Source organism: Bradyrhizobium sp. BR 10261 (assembly GCF_019455395.1).
GTDB lineage: Bacteria > Pseudomonadota > Alphaproteobacteria > Rhizobiales > Xanthobacteraceae > Bradyrhizobium > Bradyrhizobium manausense.
In genome coordinates this window covers 74,869-91,421 of record NZ_JACOFQ010000003.1, presented here as the reverse complement: position 1 = coordinate 91,421, position 16,553 = coordinate 74,869, and the positions used below count along the sequence as shown (strand labels likewise).

15 protein-coding genes and 1 pseudogene are annotated in these 16,553 nt (G+C 64.8%); 6 read left to right on the top strand and 10 right to left on the bottom strand.

From position 1 onward, the window contains the following. Positions 1-151 precede the first annotated feature (151 nt). The 4 genes and pseudogenes from fdxA to HYH07_RS04235 form a co-directional block, all read right to left on the bottom strand. The gene (gene fdxA / locus HYH07_RS04250; protein ID WP_220001295.1) at positions 152-490 is read right to left on the bottom strand and encodes a ferredoxin FdxA; all 339 of its coding nucleotides are present in this window, start codon (positions 488-490) and stop codon (positions 152-154) included. Between the two features lie 132 nt (positions 491-622). Then, positions 623-892, bottom strand: a pseudogene (locus tag HYH07_RS04245) (RNA-binding S4 domain-containing protein); the annotation flags it as partial. Positions 893-905: 13 nt separating this feature from the next. Continuing rightward, entirely contained in the window at positions 906-4,292 is a 3,387-nt protein-coding gene (locus HYH07_RS04240) for a helicase-related protein (protein ID WP_220001294.1), read from the bottom strand. Between the two features lie 705 nt (positions 4,293-4,997). Next, complete coding sequence (locus HYH07_RS04235; protein WP_220001499.1) at positions 4,998-5,807, bottom strand: DUF3108 domain-containing protein; 810 nt, start codon at positions 5,805-5,807, stop codon at positions 4,998-5,000. 558 nt (positions 5,808-6,365) lie between these two features. On the opposite strand from HYH07_RS04235, the gene rpmB reads away from it, so the two are divergent. From rpmB to ftsZ, 3 genes are all read left to right on the top strand, one after another. Next, positions 6,366-6,671, top strand: a complete 306-nt coding sequence (rpmB, locus tag HYH07_RS04230) for a 50S ribosomal protein L28 (protein WP_220001293.1) — start codon at positions 6,366-6,368, stop codon at positions 6,669-6,671. A gap of 875 nt (positions 6,672-7,546) precedes the next feature. Then, positions 7,547-8,164 (top strand): hypothetical protein, encoded by a 618-nt coding sequence (locus HYH07_RS04225; RefSeq protein ID WP_220001292.1) that lies wholly within the window; start codon positions 7,547-7,549, stop codon positions 8,162-8,164. A 145-nt stretch (positions 8,165-8,309) separates the two neighbouring features. Continuing rightward, positions 8,310-9,566: a cell division protein FtsZ gene (ftsZ, locus tag HYH07_RS04220; RefSeq protein WP_220001291.1), complete on the top strand. Its 1,257-nt coding sequence runs from the start codon at positions 8,310-8,312 to the stop codon at positions 9,564-9,566. A gap of 237 nt (positions 9,567-9,803) precedes the next feature. On the opposite strand, the gene HYH07_RS04215 is transcribed toward ftsZ, so the two are convergent. From HYH07_RS04215 to HYH07_RS04200, 4 genes are all read right to left on the bottom strand, one after another. Continuing rightward, positions 9,804-10,352: a hypothetical protein gene (locus HYH07_RS04215; protein WP_228749228.1), complete on the bottom strand. Its 549-nt coding sequence runs from the start codon at positions 10,350-10,352 to the stop codon at positions 9,804-9,806. 250 nt (positions 10,353-10,602) lie between these two features. Continuing rightward, positions 10,603-10,881, bottom strand: coding sequence for a DUF1488 family protein (locus HYH07_RS04210; protein ID WP_220001289.1), 279 nt, complete (start codon positions 10,879-10,881; stop codon positions 10,603-10,605). Between the two features lie 192 nt (positions 10,882-11,073). Further along, entirely contained in the window at positions 11,074-11,370 is a 297-nt protein-coding gene (locus HYH07_RS04205) for a hypothetical protein (RefSeq protein WP_220001288.1), read from the bottom strand. Beyond that, positions 11,363-11,629 (bottom strand): hypothetical protein, encoded by a 267-nt coding sequence (locus HYH07_RS04200; protein WP_220001287.1) that lies wholly within the window; start codon positions 11,627-11,629, stop codon positions 11,363-11,365. Before HYH07_RS04200 ends, HYH07_RS04205 begins: the two co-directional genes overlap by 8 nt. A gap of 442 nt (positions 11,630-12,071) precedes the next feature. Here HYH07_RS04200 and HYH07_RS04195 point away from each other — a divergent pair, with 442 nt between their 5' ends. The 3 genes from HYH07_RS04195 (at position 12,072) to HYH07_RS04185 (ending at position 14,625) form a co-directional block, all read left to right on the top strand. After that, complete coding sequence (locus HYH07_RS04195) at positions 12,072-12,419, top strand: hypothetical protein (RefSeq protein WP_220001520.1); 348 nt, start codon at positions 12,072-12,074, stop codon at positions 12,417-12,419. Between the two features lie 258 nt (positions 12,420-12,677). Beyond that, positions 12,678-14,006: a DUF2235 domain-containing protein gene (locus tag HYH07_RS04190; protein ID WP_220001286.1), complete on the top strand. Its 1,329-nt coding sequence runs from the start codon at positions 12,678-12,680 to the stop codon at positions 14,004-14,006. Positions 14,007-14,373: 367 nt separating this feature from the next. Beyond that, positions 14,374-14,625 (top strand): PilZ domain-containing protein, encoded by a 252-nt coding sequence (locus tag HYH07_RS04185; RefSeq protein ID WP_083514210.1) that lies wholly within the window; start codon positions 14,374-14,376, stop codon positions 14,623-14,625. 235 nt (positions 14,626-14,860) lie between these two features. Here the strand turns inward: HYH07_RS04185 and HYH07_RS04180 are convergent, their stop codons facing one another. Further along, positions 14,861-15,271 (bottom strand): hypothetical protein, encoded by a 411-nt coding sequence (locus HYH07_RS04180; RefSeq protein WP_220001285.1) that lies wholly within the window; start codon positions 15,269-15,271, stop codon positions 14,861-14,863. Positions 15,272-15,393: 122 nt separating this feature from the next. Next, positions 15,394-16,506 (bottom strand): NADH:flavin oxidoreductase/NADH oxidase, encoded by a 1,113-nt coding sequence (locus HYH07_RS04175; protein WP_220001284.1) that lies wholly within the window; start codon positions 16,504-16,506, stop codon positions 15,394-15,396. Between the last annotated feature and the right edge of the window lie 47 nt (positions 16,507-16,553).

The window sequence follows — 16,553 nt, the reverse complement described above, 5'->3', positions numbered from 1 at the left end:
TCACGGGAACCCAGAGGGGCCAAGCGGGCTGACGGGGTTCGGCTTAATGTGCCCAATATAGCACATTTCCCGCAAAAATCAATGATTTAGGGGTCTTGTGGGCTGGTTTTCGGCGCTGACGACGCTATTAGGGTTAAGTTTGCGCCGGAATTTAGTCTCCGGAGCCGGGATTCTTCGAAAAATATTTCTCGAACTTGCCCTCCTGCCCGTCGAACTCCTCGGCGTCGGCAGGTGATTCTTTCTTCTGGGTGATGTTCGGCCAGCTCTTGGCGTATTCGGAGTTCACCTCGAGCCACTTTTCCAGGCCCGGCTCGGTGTCCGGCTTGATGGCGTCCGCCGGACATTCCGGCTCGCACACGCCGCAATCGATGCATTCGTCAGGATGGATGACCAGCATGTTCTCGCCCTCGTAGAAACAGTCGACGGGGCAGACCTCGACGCAGTCGGTGTACTTGCACTTGATGCAGTTTTCAGTGACGACGTAAGTCATCCAACGCTCCGAAAAGCTCTTTTAAAAGTCGCGGCTTGCGTAGCGCGGATGGCCCCGCGCTGCAAGGTCGGGAAGCCCCGATCATGGCGGCTTTGTGTGGTTGATCGACCAAGAAATGAATACTATGCGCAACTAATTGCGCTTTATGTCGCCGAGCTCCTCGTAGAGCAGGCGCGCCGAGGCGGCATCGCCGCGGCGCTCGATGAAAGCAGTCACTTTGAGCACGCGCACGGTGCGATCGAGCCCGACGGTGATGACGTCGCCGATCTTGACCGCATGGCCCGGCGATTTCTCACGCGTGCCGTTGATGCGGACGTGGCCTGTTACGACAAGTTCAGCCGCCGAGGTCCGCGCCTTCACCACCCGCGCGTGCCACAGCCATTTGTCGAGGCGCTGCCGCTCGGTGGTCGTGGGATTACTCCTTGCGCCCCGACAGCTGCTCTTTCAGCGCGGCGAGCTTGGCGAAAGGCGAGTTCGGATCGGCGGGACGATCGCGCTCACGCGGGCTCGCGCTCGAGGCGTAGGGACGCAGCGACGGACCTGACTCGCGGTCGCGGCGATCCCTGCTCTTGTCGCGGTCGCGGCCGCCACGATGCTCGCGGCCCTTGTCACGATCGCCGCCGAACTTCTTGTTGTCGCGGTTGCGATCGCGATCCTTGTCGCGGTCCTTGCCCTGAAAGCTGCGATTGCGATCGTCGCGGCGCTCACCAGCCTCGCCGCCTTCACGCGGCTTGCGGAAATCCCTGCCGCCGTCGCGACGATGACCGCCGTGACGATGACGCTCACCCGGCTTCGCGCCCTCGGCGGCTTCGCCCGGCGCGGCCGTGGCGCCTTCAGCACCGGCCTCGGCGCTCGCCTGTTGCGGGCGCTGATTGTGGTGGCGCTGATGGCGATGACGCTCGTGACGCGGCTTGCGATCCTCGTGACGGCCACCGGGACGCCACACTTCGACGAGCTCGGGTTCAGCGGGCGCAGCCGCAGCTTCAGCCGGCGCCGCCTCGACCGGCGCAGCGGCATCGGGAGAGGCGGCGGCTTCCACTGCGGCGGTTTCGGCGGGAGCGTCTTCAGCGCCAGCCTCTGCCGGTGCAGCAGCCTCTTCCACCGGCGGGGCAATGCCGGGGGCATCTTCGGGCGTGACGGGCGAATCAGACGAGGCTTCGAGCGCCGGCTCTTCGTGAGCGGCCTCTTCGTGCTGCTCCATGCCGGGCGCGTCTTCGACGGTGACGGCTTCGATCGCGGCATCCGCGGGTGCGACCGCCTGTTCGGTCGCAGGCGCTTCTGCAGATGCCTCAGCAGCCGGCGTTTCCGCAGCCACAGGCGCGACCGGCTTCGGCGGCAGCGGTGCACGCTTCTCCATGCGATAGCCGAGCGCGCGCAGCACCGAGGCAAAGTCCTCGCCGGCGGAGCCGGTGAGTGAGGTCATCGCCTGTGTGACAACGAAGCTGCGGCCGTCGAACGCGCCGGCGGGCTTTTCGCCGGGCGAGTTCTCGCGCCAGGCCAGTGCGGGCCGGATCAGATCGGCAAGGCGCTCCAGGATGTCGACCCGCACGGCACGCTCGCCGGCCTGCTTGTAGCCGAGCACGCGATAGGCATCGCGCGGCAAGCTCTTGTCGACCGGGAACGAAGTGCGGCCGGATGAAGCCAGGTGCTGCGCGCCCGACAGCGCCGACAGATCGACGTTGTCCTGCTTCAGCGCCCACAACAGCGCAGCCAGCGCACGCGCGGCGGGCTTCAGGATGCCGGGGAAATAGATGTGATAGGCGCCGAAGCGGACGCCGTATTTACGCAGCGTCGCGCGCGAGGGCTGGTCGAGATCCTTCAGCTCGTTCGCGATTCTGGGGCGCTCGAGCACACCCAGCGCCTCGACCAGCTGATAGGCGATGCCGCGGGCAATGCCGGTGACGTCCTCGGCCTTGGACAGCTCGAACATCGGCCCGAGCAGCTTTTCGATATGCGTCTTGAGCCAGAGGTCGAGCCGCGCCTGCACCTTCTCGCGGGGAGCGCCGGTGAGGCGCTCATCGGAGATGATGCGGATGCGCGGATGCAGCGCCTCCTCTGCGGCCGTCAGCCGCGCCACGGCGTCGCCGGTCCAGCGGATGGTGCCGTCGGAGGTCAGCACGAACTGATCGTCCGGCGCGTTGCCGAGTTTTTCGGCTCGCGTATTGATCTCGCCGGCGAGCACCGCTTGCGCGGCAGCCTGCAAGGCTTTCGCATCGGAGCCGGCTTCCGCCGCATCCGGTGCAAAGGTGAAGCCATCGAGGCGGCCGATGACATGGCCTTCGACGATAACTTCGCCGGTCTTGCCGATTTCCGTATTCAAGCTCGTGTTCTCCCGCAGGCGGCGCATCAATACACTGGTCCGGCGATCAACGAAACGCTCCGTCAAGCGTTCATGGAGCGCATCCGATAATTTATTTTCGACCTCCCGGGCGATCCCCTGCCAGCGATCGGGGTCTTTCAGCCAGTCCGGGCGGTTGGCGACGAAGGTCCAGGTGCGGATCTGCGCGATTCGAGCCGATAGCGTGTCGATGTCGCCGTCGACGCGGTCGGCCTGGTCGACCTGGGCCGCGAACCAGGAATCGGGGATGCAGCCCTTCCGCATCAGGAAGCCGTAGAGCGTCGTCACCAGCTCGGCATGGGCCGCAGGCGACAGTTTCCGGTAGTCCGGGACCTGGCAGGCCTCCCAGAGCCGCTCCACGGCCGCCTTGCCATGCGCGATATCGCGCACCTCGACGTCGCGGGCGGCGTGGTCGAGCACGCGCATGTCCTCGGCGATCGGCGCGCGCGTCAGCGTCTCGTGGCCGGGGGCGAGGTTGAGCGAGACCTGGAGCGCGCCGAGGGAAGAGAAATCCAGCTTCGAGTTGCGCCATTGCAGCATCTTCACGGGATCGAAAATGTGGTTCTGGAGCGCATTCACGAGCTCCGGCTCGAACGGGCCGCAGCGGCCCGTGGTGCCGAAGGTGCCGTTGCGCGTGGCGCGCCCCGCACGGCCGGCGATTTGCGCGAACTCGGCCGGCGTGAGCCTTCGGAACTGAAAGCCGTCGAACTTTCGGTCGGAGGCGAAGGCGACGTGGTCGACGTCGAGATTGAGGCCCATGCCGACAGCATCGGTGGCGACGAGATAATCGACATCGCCGTTCTGGAACATCGCCACCTGCGCGTTGCGGGTGCGCGGCGAGAGCGAGCCCAGCACCACGGCGGCGCCGCCGTGCTGGCGGCGGATCAGCTCGGCGATGGCGTAGACCTCGTCGGCGGAGAAGGCGACGATCGCCGTGCGGCGCGGCTGGCGCGTGATCTTGCGGTCGCCGGCGAATTCCAGCTGCGACAGCCTGGGACGGGTGATCATGGAGACGCCCGGCAAGAGGCGCTCGATGATCGGGCGCATCGTGGCGGCGCCCAGCAGCAGCGTCTCGTCGCGTCCGCGACGGTTGAGGATGCGGTCGGTGAAGACGTGGCCGCGCTCGAGATCGGAGGCGATCTGGATCTCGTCGACGGCGAGGAAGGAGACATCCAGATCGCGCGGCATCGCCTCGACGGTCGAGACCCAGTAGCGCGGGCTCCTGGGCTTGATCTTCTCCTCGCCGGTGACCAGCGCGACGGCCTCGGGGCCGACGCGGGCGACGATCTTGTTATAGACCTCGCGCGCCAGCAGGCGCAGCGGCAGGCCGATCAGCCCTGACGAATGCGCCAGCATCCGTTCGATGGCGAGATGGGTCTTGCCGGTGTTGGTCGGCCCGAGCACCGCAGTGACGCCAGCGCCGGGCACGCGCTCGGAAGCGAAGGGGGAGGGAGGAAAGGCCATGTCTGCCGGAATAGGTAATGGCTGATTGGGCGAAAGTCAGGGCGTGATGAGGCGAAGGGGTGCACCGCTGTCATGCCCCGGCTTGACCGGGGCATCCAGTACGCCGCAGCCCATCGGCTCACCTACAACCGCCTCGGCGTACTGGATCGCCCGGTCCTAGTGCGCAATTGCGCACTGGCCGGGCGATGACACCGAGTGTGTGGTGGAAGCGGCTTCCCCAAATCCCGCCCAACTGTCTCACTTTGCGACGCTTTTTCCTCATCCCTTAAGCTTCGGAACGACTCTAGAACGAATCGCGGCCGAATCGCTGACTCCCAGGTGAGTCCCGTTCCGTTCACGCAAGGTGTCGTGGGACTCGTTTTGCGTGTGCACTAGATGGAGTTTTGGGGTGCCGCACAAGCGACGATGTGGGGGCGGAAACCCTTAAGTTGGGGATGGCGTCGAGTCGAATCAGAATCGGGGCGGAGTCAAATGGATTCGCGACAAATGGTGGCCCTCCGAGGCATGTCGCCAAAACAACCCCATGCACAGTAGGTAAGTCATTGATATCGCGTGCAGCGCGTCTCCATCCGTCATTCCGGGGCGGAGCGCAAGCGACGAGCCCGGAATCCATCGCGCGGCGGACTCTGCGGCCCCATGGATTCCGGGTTCGCGCCAAGGGGCGCGCCCCGGAATGACGGCGGTGGGCGGGGTGCGCAGCGCGGCCTACTGCGTCTTCGCCACTCTTGGCGGCTGGGCTGTGGTGATGAAGCTGGTGGCTTCCAGCATGGCGGGGCCGAGCGGGGTCGGGACCTTCAGCCAGAACGGAACCAGGATCCGCGTGCCCGCGACCGGGGCGAGCGCGATCTCGATGTTGCGCTGGGCGGCGAGGTATTTGATCACGGGGCGGTCAGGAATGTAGCCGGCCACGGGCACGAAATAGAGCGCGCAGACCACAACCGGGCCGCGATAGCCCTTCTCCGCCTTCACGGTCTCCATGCGCTTGAAATCGAGCTTGAGCTCGTAGCGCATGCGGCTGTCGAACACCGGCGCTGAGCCGTGGCAGGCCTCGGGCGACAGCGGATCGCCGTTTCCAGGCACGCGCACCAGCGAGGCCGTCATCGGATCGAACACGCCGCGGCGATGCGCCTCGGTGACGACGATGCGATCGGGATCAACAGGCGGCTCCGGGATAATGCCAAAATCCTTCACATTGCCCTTGTCCAGGGTGATGTGGATCTCTTCGGTCTTCTTCGAGGTGGTGGTGGAGGCCTGGTAGGCGGAGGCGACCAGCGCGCCATTGACGACGCGGCCTTGCGAGGCGCCGGTGCCGGACCCGCCGGCGAAGGATTTCAGAATGCCTATGGTGCCGCCGCTAGCCGCCGCGGAAAACACGTCGTCCTGGATATCGATATTCCAGGCGCCGCGGCCGACCGGAATGCCTGACAGCGTCGCCTCATATTGCGCCTCGAGCTTGCCCTGCGCCGCCGCCGGCTGCGTTCCCCACACCCAAACCAGCCCGCCAACAGCCGCCAGCGCCAGCCTGATGACAACGGCCAGCCTGCCGGCCGCGCGCAGCCGGGGCGGAATGAAGGGGAACGTGTGCACGAGACGATCCAATCGGAAAACGTGTGTTTATTACTTAAGCCTGTTCCGGCGGTAAGCAATGTGTCCCAAGGGCCAAGCTTTGAGGGAACCGACCTGACTATTCAGCGGCGATTACGCCCTTTATGTGATGGTAAGGGTTTTTAAACATTGCCGTTTTGGTGATTGGCCGGGGTTCGGCGCGCCGGGCTTGGATACCTCTCCCCGCTTGCTCCACTGTCATGCCCCGGCTCGACCGGGGCATCCAGTACGCCGCGGCCGATCCGGCAAGAGCGAGCTCTTAAACGCCTGCCTCTGGGATACTGGATCGCCCGGTCAAGCCGGGCGATGACACCTGCTGCGTGGCATGAATCCCGCCCCAAATCCTTGACTACCCGCCCCACTCCCCCTATACGTCCGCCCGCTCCCTGCAAGGACGAAAGAATTTGCCCCCGTGGCGCCCCTGAAGGCGGCCGCAATCATTGGGGGTTCGAAGTAAGGATTTATGCCATGTCTCGCCGCTGCGAACTGACGGCCAAGGGCCCCCTCGTCGGCCACAAGGTCAGCCACTCCAACATCAAGACCAAGCGCCGCTTCCTGCCGAACCTGGTCAACGTCACCTTCATCTCGGAAGCGCTGGGCCGCAACGTGCGCCTGCGCGTCTCCACCAACGCGGTGAAGAGCGTCGACCACAATGGCGGCCTCGATGCCTACCTGCTCAAGGCCAAGACCGACGCCCTCTCGCCGCGCGCCGTCGAGCTGAAGCGCGCCATCGAGAAGAAGGTCGGCGACGCGCCGGCCAAGAAGGCCAGCTGAGATTTTTTGAGTTGGGCGGGGGCTAGGTTGCGTCGCGTGGCGTAGGCTTAGCCGAGTAGAGTTTGTGTTGCGGCCGGATCGGAAGATCCGGCCGTTCTTGTTTTGAGACTCCCCTACGACAGGTTTCTAGCTTGGTGCTTACCGCCAGCTTAGGCCGAACCAGCTTTTGAAAATCCGCACGCGACGAGTTCAGACTCAAAACTCCCAATACAATTCTCAGGGACGGCGAGAACAAAGAGATTACGTGCGCGTGTTACGGCCACGTACCCGATACGACCCTCTTCGGTGTTTGTTCCGTCTAGCATCTTCCGCACTTGCGCTTTGTCAGCAATGTACATAACAGCGCCAATGCTTTCGCCCTTTACGTGATGCACCGTGGACACATGCACTGGGGCCCCTTGGCCACTTGCGAGGTCCGATAGCTCTATGATCGGAGCATCAAGCAAAGCTTTGTTGGCCAACTTCTGACCGATGCTGTCCCCGAGCTTGAGCGAAAAATCAGCCTTCAAGAGCTGAAGCAGCACAAGCAAACGTGACTTCAACTGTGGATGCCACTCTGATTTGGCGAGCAGCTTTCCTGATGGCAAACCTCGTCATTTGCTGTGACGCCACCGGCAAAGAGATCTCGGAGAACATCTCCAACGTCCTGGGGCTCTTGCTGCCGGCGAAAGACCGCCAAGACGCAGTCGCGACGGATGGTGCTCTCCGATCCCCAGGTCGGCGCTCCGATCCCCAGGGGCGGCACGGTGACAGCACCGGTAAACAGCACCGCGCGGGTGTTAACCGCGCATTAACCAACGCAGCCTAGCCTGCTGTAATCGTCCAGCCATCATTAGCCCGAAATGCCTTCCCGGTTCGCTCCAGGAGAAGCGCCGATGTCTGTTGCGTTGTTGACGTATGCCGACTTAAGTGCCCGCCTCAATATCTCGCGCGAGGCCGCGCGGTCGCTGGCGAGACGTCGCCGCCTGCCGCGCTCGCGTTCGGATGACGGCAAGGCCCTGGTGAGGGTTGATTTCTCCGAACTGCGGTACACGCCCCGCCCAAGGACGGGTCGCCGGGCCGACCCCATCGGGGACTCCATGGCGAGGATCGAGGCGTTAGAGCCATTTCCGTTCCGACGGAGTCGGAACGGGGCTCTAAATTTTTATCCTGACGCGTTTTCCTTGCGCGAACCGGTATCCACTTCGCTCGAAAACGCTTCTGAGACCGAGGTCTTCAAGGCGGAGATCGCGCGGCTCGAAGACGTGGCAACCGCCTACAGGCAAGTGTTCGAGCGCGAGCGGGAGCGCGCCGAGCGCCTCGCCGTCGAGCTGCAGCAGGCGAGCGCCGAGGCGACGGCCGCCAATGCGTGGGCGGCACGACTGGAAGACGAAATGACGGCGCTGCGGACCGATCGCCGCGCGGGCGGCTCGCTCATCGGGCACGCCGCGCTTCGCTTGGGCCACCTGGCCGCTTCGATCGTGCAGGCAGACCGCATGGCTAGAGCGCGATGAGGTCAGGATGAGTAGTCATCGCGCTCTAGGTTGTTATTTGCGCATGATCTTATTCGGAAAACCGCAGCGCACTTTTCCGAATCATGCGGGTAGCATTTGAGACTTTCTCTAATCCCCGGCTTGCCGGACCAATCGCGAGGGAAAAATGGCTGGCAATATCGATATCCATGAAATGAAGGCCCGCATCGTCGTGTTCGGCGTCGGCGGCGCCGGCGGCAATGCCGTGAACAACATGATCACCGCCGGGCTGCAGGGGGTCGAGTTCGTCGTCGCCAATACCGACGCGCAGGCGCTGGCCATGTCGAAGGCAAGCCGCCTCATCCAGCTCGGCACGAAGGTGACCGCGGGCCTCGGCGCCGGCTCGCAGCCAGAACTGGGACGCGCCGCGGCCGAAGAGGCGATCGATACGATCCGCGATCAATTGACCGGCGCGCACATGGTGTTCGTGACGGCCGGCATGGGCGGCGGCACCGGCACCGGGGCCGCACCCGTCGTCGCGAGGATCGCGCGCGAGCTCGGCATTCTCACCATCGGCGTGGTCACCAAGCCGTTCTACTTCGAGGGCCAGCGCCGCATGCGCTTCGCCGAAGCCGGCATCGAGGAGCTGCTGAAGACGGTCGACACCCTCCTGATCATCCCGAACCAGAACCTGTTCCGGGTCGCCAGCGAGAAGACCACATTCGCCGATGCCTTCGCCCTGGCCGACCAGGTGCTGTATTCGGGCGTCGCCTGCATCAGCGACCTCATCGTCAAGGAAGGCCTGATCAATCTCGATTTTGCCGACGTCCTCTCCGTCATGAAGGAGAAGGGCAAGGCCATGATGGGACGGGGCGAGGCTTCGGGCGAGAAGCGCGTGCTTGCCGCCGCCGTGGCCGCGATCTCCAACCCGTTGATCGAGAATCCCTCGATCAAGCGCGCCAGCGGCCTCATCATCTCCATCACCGGCGGCAAGGATCTCATGCTGTACGAGGTCGACGAAGCCGCCACCCGCATTCGCGACGAGGCCGACCCGGACGCCAACATCATCGTCGGCGCGTCCTTTGACGAGAGCCTCGAAGGCATCGTCCGCGTCTCGGTGGTGGCGACCGGCATAGACAATCTCGACGCGGCGCAGGCGCTGCCGGTGGAAACCGCCCTCGCCCAACTCGCCGGAAAGCTGCGCAATGACGGCCGGCGCATCGCCGATCGCATCGAGCGCAGCGCACCCCTTCCGCAAGGAGAAAGCCCGCCGCTCCGCCCGCAGCCGCATCATCCCGTGGGACCACCAGCAAGGCCGGGCATGGAGTATGCGCGCCAGGCGGCAATTCAGCCGCTGCATCCCCAAGGCCGCGCGCCTGCGCGCAATGCGCCCGACGAGGCCGTTCTCGATATCCCGGCCTTCCTGCGCCGCGCGGCCAATTGAGCGGCTGGAGCGGTTGCCTGCCAAGCGCGGGACAATCACGTTTGTCTTCGTGAGCTTGAGTGCGATGCCTCCACATCGTCATGGCCGGGCTTGACCCGGCCATCCACGACCTTTCCCACTGCACGAAGAACGTGGATGCCCGGGACAAGCCCGGGCATGACGAAAAGTGAATAGGAAGTTCCTGAAAATGCTGGCCGCATTTCAGTCGCTTCTTAAGCTGCGCAACGCGTCGATGCTTTACGCTGCCGTGCTGCGCGGGCTCTCTGCGGTTTCCTTCTTGTCCGCCTCCTTGTCGCGAGACAGCCACGCCGGGAAGCGAAGCAGGCGCTCGTTGGTGTCTTTCGGCAGCTCGACTGGCGGCGCTTCATGGGCCGGACTCGGCAGCTCCGGCACGGCCTGTCCCCCTCGCACCCCATCCGCGCGCTGATCAAGTTCGCGCAACAGGGGATCGAGCACGCTGTCGATCTCGCTCGCCACCGACACCAGGAAACTATTGAGCTCGCGCGCCTCGGGCACGACTGCCGTAGCCTGCTCGATCGCCCTCGAGAGACCGTCGACGACAGGTGCAAATGCGCCGGCGGCTTGCTTGATTCGCGTCTTGATCGCTTCGATCTCGCCCAGGACGCGCTCGCGCTCCCGCCTTTTCTTCTCCTCGATGAGGCGGGCTTCGATTTCGGCGATCTGGGCCGTCAGCGTCGTGGCTTCGGATGCGAGTGCGTCGCGTCTTTCGCGCGCGCGATCGAGATCGCGGCTGAGATGGTCCACGAGGTCGTCCTTTCCGAACATGGCTTTGCTCCGTAGGACAGGCGTTTTGCCCTGTAGGACGGCCCTGGCGCGTACCGCCAGCCTCGCCACCGACTGGATGGCCGGATCGGCCGAAACAGGCATCAACTTCAGTCGCGTCACATGGGCCGGCATGGTGAATCCCCCCATCGCCGACATTAGGCGCCCGCATGGTTAACAGATGGTTAATGTCAACAGCCGAGGCTGCGACGGAGCATCATGCCGGCGTGCTTCGACAAGGTAGCCGCTCCCCCTACCCCCGAAAATCAATGCTCCGCAGCACTATTCCCGGCGGTGTCCCCTCGAATTCGCAGGCGCTGTATTTGCTGGCGGCGCGGGTTTCGATGCGGTCGCGGAGGCGGGTGAACTGGGCTTCGCGGTGCTCGGTGGCGACTTTCGGGCCGCGTTCGAGATCGTCCATTGCGGAGGTGGAGATGGCGCAGGGGATTTCCTTCGCGCCGTCGTGCATGGAGAACTGGATGATGCCGCGGTCCTGCTCGTGGCCGATGAAGCGGCCGCTGGTGAGGGGCATGGGGGACTCCTTCATTGTGCGTCGTCCCGGCGAAGGCCGGGACCCATAACCCCGGTCAACTCTTGTCGAAGCACGCTGTGGCACAAGCCTCAGTGACAACTTGCTGCGGTGACTATGGGTCCCGGCCTTCGCCGGGACGACAGCTGTATTCCGCGCGCGAGACTTGGTCGCGCTGGCGGCCCGCGGCCCGCTTCAACTATCCCCGCCGAGTCTTGCGAAATCGTCGAGCAGGGCGGCGACGAGGGCGCGGTGGCGAGTGTCCTCAGTGGGGAGGCTGGCGGCGTAGAGGTTGAGGAGGTAGCGCGCTTTCACGGCGGCCTCGGGCCAGGAGACTGATGGCACCGTCATCAGGCGATGTTCGAGATCGGCCTCGCGCTCGCGCAGCTCGCGGACATGGTTCTCGACCTCGGCGAGCGAGCGGCGCAAATCGGTGGCCTTCTGCGCGGCCATGCCGCGATGCTTGTCGAGATCGACGGGGTGATCAGTCATTGGCGATGCTCGCATCGGACGCGATCGCGTCGGCAAGATCGGATGCGCGGATCGACAGCATCTCCATGGTGCCGGCAGGACTTTCCGCCGGCACGATGATCGACGTGCCGACGCGGCGCCACGCCGAGACCGTCTCGCTTTCGAGCCTCTCCTCGTCGGCGATCACCTGATAGGCGCCCGGGCGCAGCACGCGCTCGATGCCGTGGATGCGGAACGGATGCTTGAACGTGACGGTTTCCCGCCGCGAACGGATGGTCATGCACGCCTGCCTTGCTGCGAGAGCGGCCCCAACCGACGCCGGCGACCGCGAGCATGCGCTTCTTGCGCGGCAATAGCCAGCGCTATCGTCGCTGTGCCCGGTGTCACCTCTCCCTCGACGCGTCGTTGCGAGCTCGCAATGACGGAGTGGGAGGTGTGAAGGACCCATCGGCCGGCGGTGGCTGCGCGCGCGGCGTTTTAGCTCTCGCTATTGGCGGTGGGGAGGCGTAGGCTTGCAGCCATCACCGCATTCCCGCTACGGCATCGACCGGTGACTGAGGGTCACGTGCGCTCCCGCCGTCAATTCAGTCGCCAGGGCACGCCTTCCGCGTGTCCGCGAGAGGAGCATGCGATGCCGCCTTTTCGCGCCTCGGAATGGATCGTTCCGCCTGTCGTCGTTCCCCTGTTCCTGCTGCTTCTCGTCGGCGCGGCGGCGCTGTTTCATGGCTAGGCCGGTGCGCGTGCCCTATCTGATCTGGGCGACGGGCGAATATGGCAGCGCCAATCACGGCCGCAGCAACGCCACCGTGGCGCTGCGGCTGGCGCAGAAGCTGCTGCGCGACGGCTACATGGACGTGCGCGTCTGCACGCCGCGTGGTCGCGTGCTGCAATCGGATGAACTGGACGAACTCAAACCAGCAAAGGAGCGTGACGCCATGGCCAAGGGACAGCAGCGCAGCAACCGCGAAGCCAAGAAGCCGAAGAAGGACAAGGCCAAGGTGATCGCCGCGGCCCCCAGCCGCAAGGACGCGGCCTGGCAGCCGGATTTCGGGCCGGGGAAGAAGAAGTAGGATTTTTCGCCTCTCCTCGTCGGTCCTGGCGAAAGCCAGGACCCATTACCACAGGGAGAATTTGGCGAAGACCGGTCGTTCGGGATTAGCACCGATCGATACAGATGAATCACGCGGTATGGGTCCTGGCCTTCGCCAGGACGACGGCGGAGTTTGTGGCCCGGCCGCGTATTCGCCTGACGCCACCGCTTGCCGTCTCCTCGCCGTCGCGCATTTCGGCTATACTCGCCCCGGTAGCATCACCCGGAGGCGCATCCCATGGAGTACGCGGCCAAACCCGAGTCGAAAAACCTCGTCATCTGCTGTGACGGCACCGGCAACGAGATCAGCGAGAACATCTCCAACGTCCTGAAGCTGTATCGCTGCCTGCGCAAGACCGACAAGACCCATCCGCGGCAGATGGTGTTTTACGATCCCGGGGTCGGCACGGTGACGGAGCCGTCGACCTGGAACAGGTGGAAGGCCAACATCAAGCTGGTGCTGGGGCTCGCCACCGGCTACGGGCTCGATGACAACGTGCTCAGTGCCTATTGCTTCCTGATCGAGCATTATGCGCCCGGCGACCGCATCTATCTGTTCGGCTTTTCGCGCGGCGCCTATACCGTGCGCGTGCTGGCGGGGCTGATCCATAAAGTCGGCCTGATCTCGCCGGAGCAGGCCAACCTCGCAGGCTCGGGCCTCGTCGCCTACAAGCAATATTCCGGGCTCGGGCGCGGCAACGATATCGAGGACCTCAAGGATATCGTGGTCGACGACCAGGGGCCGCTGCCGAAGGACGCATTCGACCTCGCCGCGCAGTTCGCGCGCATCACCTCGACGCGCTGGCCGACCATCCATTTCATCGGCGTCTGGGACACGGTGGCGAGCGTGATCGTGCCGCGGCGCGACGTGTTCTTCCTGGTGTTCACGCTGGAGGAGCTCGCCTTCGTCAGGCGCAATCCGAGCGTCAACATCTTCCGCCAGGCGATCGCGATCGACGAACGGCGGCGCATGTTCCGCCTCAAGGCGTATGAGGAGCCGCAGGAATATTGGAGCAACCGCTACGTGCCCGACGAGAAAAAGGTGGGGCAGGACATTTTGCAGGTGTGGTTCGCCGGCGTGCATTGCGACGTCGGCGGCGGCTATCCGGAGGCCACGAGCGCGGAATCGAAATACCCGCTGCTCTGGATGATCGAGGAGGCGGAGAAGGCCGGGCTGAACTTCAACAAGCGCACCGTGAACCAGCTCGCCTGGGGCATCCAGCGCAAGAACTCGCCGTTCCAATATGTCCCGCCCGCGTTCACGGGCAAGGCGGGGGGCTTGCACAATTCGATGACGGCACTCTGGCGCGTGCTGGAATATCTGCCGAAGCGCGCGAAATATCGGGAATGGCGGGAGCGGAAGGTGGTGTGGGGCTTCTACATTCCCGACGCCGAGCCGCGCTTCATGCCCGAAGGCGCGCATGTGCATGAGAGCGTGCTGAAGCGGATGGACGTGGAGCCGGACTATCGGCCGGTGAATCTGCCGAAGGATTTCGTGACGGTGCCGATGCCGGTGCCGCCGGGGGTGGATCTGGCGGCGGGTGTGGAGGAGGTCGTGACGGGGTGATGGTGGACGGATGTGGAGGGGGTACTCGCGCCACACAAAGGGTGTCGTCCCTGCGAACGCAGGGACCCATAACCACAGGGAGCGGTTTGGCGAAGACTCGTCGATCGGGACCGGGACCTTGCACAATCGAGAGATCACGCGGTATGGGTCCCTGCGTTCGCAGGGACGACAGATGAGTTTGAGGCCACGGCGGAGCACATCGCCGACCGCCCTCACCCTGACCCTTCCCCCTCCCCCACTACCTCCGCATTCTGCAATCGCCGCTACTTTTCATTAAAATTCTCGCCCCCGCTTTAGCGCGATTGCATCACATCACCGGCATCATTGTTCCCGAGACCTCCGCATGAGCGGCGGAGCAGGAGGACACGTGCCACAATTTCCGCGAAGGTTTGCCCGTGTGAAGCCATCAGGCCTGGTGTCGCGCCAGGCCAAGATCATCACCGACCCGCGCGCGCCGGTGATCCCGTGCACGCTGATCGACTATTCGCCCGGCGGGGCCTGCGTCGATCTCGGCGGGCAGGTGAAGATCCCCGATCGGTTCGAGCTGCTGCACGTCAACACCAAGAAGCGCTGCCGGATCGCGTGGAAACGCGGCACGCGGGTGGGCGTGGTGTTTTGAGGGCGTCGGTTGTGCTGATTTCAATCCAGTGATGTCGCCAAGTACTCCGCTCGGCTCCCTCCCCCTTGTGGGGGAGGGTTGGGGAGAGGGGTGGCCCAGCAAATGGTGTGAGTTGGCGGCAGCAGGATCTTTGCTCAGATCGAGAGAGCTCGTCGTGCGGTACCCCTCTCCCTAGCCCTCCCCCACAAGGAGGGAGGGAACGCACCGATCGTGTGGCACGATCTTCCGCAACAATTCACACCTTCCGCATCCTGGCCTTCGCCCCGGCGACGATCTGCATGGCGACGCCGCCGATCCAGCCGAGCAGCGCCAGCCAGGTCAGCGCGTCGTGGGGCTCGAGGCGGAGCACGATGACGGCGACGGAGACGAGCGCGGTGAGCGTGGCGCAGAGCGTGCCGGCGGAACTGAGCAGCTCGGCGGCGTCGATGTGGCTGTGGGCGTCATCGAACGGCAGCTGCGGCGTGTCGATGCCGAGATAGAAGCCGATCGCACCGAGCACCATCATCAGCAGCAGGAAGCCCTGCGTGGTCAGCGCTGATATCGCCGATCCGACATAGGCGCCCACGAACAGCCCGCACGCCGCGCCAGCCATCGCGAGGCCCAATCGCTCGAACACGTGGGCAGTCTTGCGAACACGAAACCGCATGGCGGACCTCCGTGATGATGCGCGGAGGTTAGGCCAGTTTGGGCCGGTGCGAAAGCTGAGGGGAGTTACGGATGCGTGAGGTGGGGTGTGAGGGAAAGTGGCATTGAGCGCGCCTCACATATCTAACGCGCCCCGAACGTGGTCCTGCCGAACAGCGCCTTTTGCGTGGAGGGCTGCGAGCGCCAATATTGCGGTGGGGCCTCGACTTCGCCGCCGAGTTCGGCGGCGGCGTGCCAGCCCCAGCGGGGGTCGTACAGCATGGCGCGGCCGAGCGCGACCATGTCGGCTTTGCCACTCGCGACGATCTCCTCGGCGTGCTTCGCTTCGGTGATAAGGCCGACCGCGATCACAGGCACGCCGGTCTCGCGCTTGATGGCGTCGGCGAACTGCACCTGATAGCCCGGGCCGAGCGCGATCTTCTGCAGCGGCGAGACGCCGCCGGAGGAGGCATCGATCCAGTCGACGCCGCGCGCCTTCAACGCCCGCGCAAATTCGATGGTCTGCGCCAGATCCCAGCCGCCCTCGACCCAATCGGTCGAGGACACCCGCATGCCGACGGGCTTGTGTTCCGGGAACACGGCGCGGACGGCCTCAAAGATTTCGAGCGGGAAGCGCATGCGGTTCTGCAAGGAGCCGCCATATTCGTCGGTGCGCCTGTTCGAGAGCGGCGACAGGAACTCATGCATGAGATAGCCGTGCGCGCCGTGCAGCTCGATCGCGTCGATGCCGATGCGCGTCGCGCGCTTCGCTGCGTCGACAAAGGCCTCGCGAATGCGCTTCAGGCCGGCGCTATCGAGCGCGAGCGGTGCGGCCTCGCCCTCCTTGTGCGGGATCGCCGACGGCGCCACCGGCTGCCAGCCGCCTTCACTGATCGGAATGAGCTGGCCGCCGTCCCAGGGGCGCGCGCTGGAGGCTTTGCGGCCGGCGTGGGCGAGCTGCATCGCGATGGCGGTGTGCGAATACTTGCGCACCGAGCTGAGGATCTGCTTCAGCGCGGCCTCGGAGGCGTCGCTGTAGAGGCCGAGACAGCCCGGCGTGATGCGGCCGATCGCCTCGACATGGGTCGCCTCGATGCAGAACATCGCAGCCCCCGACAGCGCCAGGTTGTTGATGTGGGTGAAGTGCCAATCGGTGGGAACGCCGTCCTCGGCCGAATACTGGCACATCGGCGATACCACGACGCGGTTCTCTAGGGTCAGGCCGCGCAGCTTGATCGGGGAAAACAGGGCGCTCATGCGAGGGGATCCCGGACAGGAAGGGATGGAAGCGATTGCATGAAGTT